At 43.3% G+C, this 3,039-nt stretch carries 4 protein-coding genes; all 4 read left to right on the forward strand.

Annotation, left to right across the window (positions count from 1 at the left end; translation table 11 throughout):
* Positions 1-322 precede the first annotated feature (322 nt).
* A complete protein-coding gene (locus tag LC574_RS33480; protein ID WP_229457894.1) occupies positions 323-529 on the forward strand; it encodes a hypothetical protein in 207 nt (68 codons plus the stop codon).
* 223 nt (positions 530-752) lie between these two features.
* Positions 753-1,991, forward strand: a complete 1,239-nt coding sequence (locus LC574_RS33485) for a GNAT family N-acetyltransferase (protein ID WP_229457889.1) — start codon at positions 753-755, stop codon at positions 1,989-1,991.
* A 2-nt stretch (positions 1,992-1,993) separates the two neighbouring features.
* Positions 1,994-2,470, forward strand: a complete 477-nt coding sequence (gene ruvX, locus LC574_RS33490) for a Holliday junction resolvase RuvX (RefSeq protein ID WP_229457891.1) — start codon at positions 1,994-1,996, stop codon at positions 2,468-2,470.
* Positions 2,471-2,616: 146 nt separating this feature from the next.
* A partial coding sequence (locus LC574_RS33495; RefSeq protein WP_229457892.1) for a DUF3727 domain-containing protein occupies positions 2,617-3,039 on the forward strand: 423 nt, incomplete at its 3' end.

Raw genomic sequence — 3,039 nt, forward strand, 5'->3', positions numbered from 1 at the left:
TAAATACTTGTCATTACGAACGCAGCGATAGCGGAGTGAAGTAATCGCAGAGTCATTGTGATTGCTTCGCTCCACTTCGTTGCACTCGCAATGACATATCATAAGCAATTTGCCGGACATGATATAAGTCCTAAACGTTTGCTTTTCTGGTGATCGCCCTCTTGAGAGCAAATTTCCCACCTCGAACCCAAACCCTACTGCGATCGCTATCCCTAAGAAGCGTTAAACTTCATTGCAAATTAAGAAGTTAGTCCAAACAACGTGATAGTTTTTGGTGATGAAGAGAGACAGCATAGGATTAACACAGGAGAATACAGTGGCAATGGAATCAAATTTATTAACGAATGCAAGCGCAGATGAAATGAATCAAGATTTCAGTGAATATGTCGCCAATCTGCAACTTCACATGACTCTGCAAGCTCGCAATCTTGTTCCAACCCTGAAGCAAACACTGGTAGATAGTCGCCAGCAATTACTCCATCAAACCCAAGCCCACTTTGAAAAGCTAGTTTCTCGACAAGGGCTGTAAATATATACAAATTTTAATCAAAATTCCAATAAAATATAAGGCAGATGTTGTTGGGTTAATGCCAATGGTGTTCTCACAAGGTCTGCTTTTTCTGCTTTTTTAAGTATTGAGTTACTAAAATCACCCTTTTGGCGCAATAGTAAGGGGCAAAAAGCAGTTAATATTATTGCAGCAGTTCCTTTGAAGAGCAGTTAGTTAAGGCTAAATAGCGGCTCGAATAAAAATGACTTCATTACTTCCCAGAAACCTCAGCGTTGTTATCCGACCAGTCCAATACCGGGATCTGGACGGGATTGAGCGCATAACTCAAGAGTCATTCGCAGCCCTCACTCCCAAGGGAGCAGGTATTGCCATCAGCCAGATGCTCATGCTGCGTCGCTGGTATGGATTACTCAAATTTTTGAGTTGGTTTCCTAACCCGCTACAGTATCGCCTCTGTGCCTACGTAGCAGAGCAAGGGCGGATACTTCTAGGGATGATTCAAGTGTCACCCTTTAACCGAACACGCAGCACTTGGCGCATTGATCAAGTTCTGTTAGAGCGTGGTATCGATAAACAAGGAATTGGTTCGCAACTTTTGCGTCATTGCTTTGAATCGATTCTGGAAGCTCGGACTTGGTTACTGGAAGTTAATATCAATGACATAGAGGCGCTGGCACTATATCGGCAAAATGGATTCCAGCGTCTGGCAGAAATGACGTACTGGGAAATTGGGCCAGAATTACTGGCTGAATTGGCACAAGCAGAGCCAGACTTACCCAACCTTTTGCCAGTAAGTAATGCTGATGCCCAGTTGCTATATCAATTAGATACGGCATCTATGCCACCTTTGGTACGTCAGGTTTTTGACCGTAATACCCGCGACTTTAAAACCAGTTTGTTTGGTGCTTTAACTGATGCAGTAATGCAATGGGTGAGCAAAACAGAAGTAGTGAGTGGTTACGTATTTGAACCGCAACGCAAAGCTGCGATCGGCTATTTTCAGGTGCAACTTGACCGTAAGGGTGAAGTCCCTCACGTTGCAACGTTGACAGTCCATCCTGCTTATACTTGGCTGTATCCAGAATTACTATCTCAGCTGGCTCGTATTGCCCAAGATTTTCCCCAGCAAGGGTTACAACTCGCTTCCTCAGACTATCAGGCAGAGCGAGAAGAGTATTTGGAGCGAATTGGGGCAAAACGCATAGAACATACATTAGTTATGTCTCGCTCTGTATGGCACAAGCTACGAGAGTCTAAATTCGTCTCCTTAGAAGGAATCCAGTGGACTGATATGCTGCAAGGTTTACAACCGGCACGTAAACCTATACCAGGTGGGATGTCATGGATACAACCAGGAAAACTGCCATCGTCAGATAAACCACTGCAAAGCTTGTCAGAACCGATTAACTTTTCGGGAAAAAATCCTAGCATGGAAGCATCACCGATTTCTGAATCAGCAGATGCACAGCAGGAGAATTAATTGTGATATCCCAAGAGCAACCAAAACCTTTTATTTCAGCGTTAGGACTAGATTATGGTCGCAAGCGCATTGGTGTAGCTGGGTGCGATCGCACGGGTTTAATTGCCACGGGGATTACTACAATTGAGCGCACATCTTTTGAGCAGGATGTCGAGCAAATCCGGCAAATAGTTAATGAACGCGAGGTGCAAATCCTGGTGATGGGTTTGCCTTATTCAATGGATGGCTCATTAGGATTTCAAGCGCGTCAAGTTCAAAAATTTACTACAAAACTTGCTAAAGCACTGAAACTGCCTGTGGAATATGTGGATGAGCGATTAACTTCATTTCAAGCAGAACAACTGCTGATAGCTGAGAACCGCTCCCCGTCACGCCATAAAGGTTTGATTGACCGCAAGGCAGCCGCTTTGATTTTACAACAATGGCTGGATGCCAAGCGTGCCAGATCCCGCAGTTCAGTTGCGGCTATTGAATATTGATACCTTTTAACATGATATTCTGAAAACGATTAGCCAGCAGTTGTATCTACGTATAAAGCTATTTGGTTGACATAATTATGTCGTTAAATGGTTAAGCGATTTTCAAAGTTGCTGGTATTTATTAAATTTCTTTCTACATTTCGGCTATGTTTTCCTCTCCATTTCCTGAAGAAAATGATAACGCTCATGCGGGTTCCATTACTTTAACCGATGACAAAGGGCGATCGCTCGAATGTTACATAGAGCATTCCCTTGAAGTCGATGGACAAGAATACGTTTTACTTCTTCCTGTAGACTCACCTGTAGAAATTTTTTCTTGGGAAGGTGACGGTGAGGAAGAAGAAGCGGTTCTGGTAGAAGATGATACCATTATTGAGCAAATTTTTGCCACAGCCCAAGCTGTATTATCTGAGCAAAACCTGATATTGAAGAACACAGCTTATGCTCTGACTGTTGCAGGTGATTTAACGCCCGTTGAAGAATCAAAACTGTTCACCTTAGAAAACGAAGACGAAGATGCAGATTTAGAGCCAGTGCAATTACAGCTAGTTGCTAGCTTCTATGATGGA

It is taken from the genome of Nostoc sp. CHAB 5715, assembly GCF_020829685.1.
In the GTDB taxonomy this organism is placed as follows: Bacteria; Cyanobacteriota; Cyanobacteriia; order Cyanobacteriales; family Nostocaceae; genus Nostoc.